The sequence below is a fragment of the Micromonospora sp. ALFpr18c genome (assembly GCF_008868155.1).
In the GTDB taxonomy this organism is placed as follows: Bacteria; Actinomycetota; Actinomycetes; order Mycobacteriales; family Micromonosporaceae; genus Micromonospora.
Genome location: NZ_WBKR01000389.1, coordinates 1 through 1490, shown reverse-complemented (window position 1 = coordinate 1490; position 1490 = coordinate 1). Strand labels below are relative to the sequence as shown.

Below are 1490 nucleotides of genomic sequence, written 5' to 3'. Positions count from 1 at the left end.
CAGGGACGATGCCGAACTGCACGCCTTGTGGACCGACCCCGCCGCGGGGCTGGATCGCCTCGCCCGGCAAATGAACGACTACTGGCAACTGGCCGTCAGCGAGTACTGGCCCCGGCTGCGCAGCCTGCTGGAAGCCGACGTCGTCCACCGCGCCCGCCGCCTGGCCGACGGCGGTCCCACGAGCCTCTTCACCGACCTGGCGCCATCCGTGAGCTGGCACGACGACCGGCTCACCATCGTCCATCCACGCTTCGCCGGTCACCGCCAACTGGACGGCGAGGGCCTGCTGCTCGTCCCGTCGGCGTTCGTCTGGCCGACTGTCTTCTCCAGCACCATGCCGCCCTGGCAGCCGACGCTGACCTACCCCGCGCGCGGCGTGGCGACACTGTGGGGAAAGCAGACCACCGCGACCGCCCCAGCGCTGGAACGGGTGATCGGGCGCTCCCGCACCCGACTGTTGCTGGAACTGGACGCACCAGCCTCCACCACAGAGCTGGCCTACCGCACCGGACTGACACCGGGAGCCGTCTCGCAACACCTCGGCCTGCTGCGATCGGCCGGACTCGTAGGCGCGTCACGCAGCGGCCGGCTGGTGCTGTACTTCAGAACCGACGCGAGCGACAAGCTACTGACCGAAGTTCACGACTGACACCACCTCACCAGCGGATCACGCTCGGTGATCGACTGCGTACGGCACGCCAGGTCCGCTGGTCCACGTACGACGGTGCGGGTCGATCCGGGTTCTCCGAGGTCGCCCAAGGCGCACACGTTCGCGCAACCCGCTCCCGGTTGGTCCTTTTCACCCGACCTCCGTTCGCGGCGACCTAACGCTGTGTTTGAACCGGCCAGCGAGTTAAGTGTTGCTCCACCCCATCATTAAGCGGTGCTGACGGTCGGAGTCTTGCTGATCGAACTAATCGACGGTTAACGTTGACCCAGCGCCGATCGGGGCCGGTGAAAATCGCCCGGATCGGTGAGAGAAGCGAAACGGGGGAAGGATCTCGCTCTTGGACTCTGTGGAACCGCTGCGCCCTGCCGCGGAGCGGAACTCCTGATAGGTGCACCCATCCGAAATCCCTGCCCGCGTGGGTTGGAGGGGTTCGGAGCAGGGCGTTCGCAAGATCGAGCTTTGACCCTTTAATGGCTTTTGGGGCGGTCACGCCGGTTCAGGCCGGTACGTAGAAGAGCGCGGTCTTCTGGTGATCATTCAGGTGTCTAGGCCGGATGATCACAAGTGAAGGACCGCGCTCGTGGAAGCATCATCGTTGATTGGCGGGTTGTCCGCACGTCTGCACGGCGTGTCGCACCTTGAGGAGCAGGACGCGCTGGGGTTGTTGCAGGTGTTGGCGCAGGTGCCGGACCCGCGGGACCGGCGGGGTCGGATCTATCCGTTGCCGGGTCTGCTCGCGGTCGCGGTCGCGGCGGTGGTCTCGGGGCAGAGTCGGGTCGTGGAGATCACCGAGTGGGCCGCGGATCTGCCGGACGCGGTA

Annotated in this window: 2 protein-coding genes; both read left to right on the top strand. The window is 66.4% G+C overall.

Annotation, left to right across the window (positions count from 1 at the left end):
* The coding region (locus F8271_RS31320) for a DUF5937 family protein (protein WP_151493378.1) at positions 1-649 on the top strand (649 nt) is incomplete at its 5' end.
* Positions 650-1250: 601 nt separating this feature from the next.
* Positions 1251-1490 (top strand): transposase family protein (locus tag F8271_RS31315; RefSeq protein ID WP_151493377.1); only part of this gene is annotated, 240 nt, incomplete at its 3' end.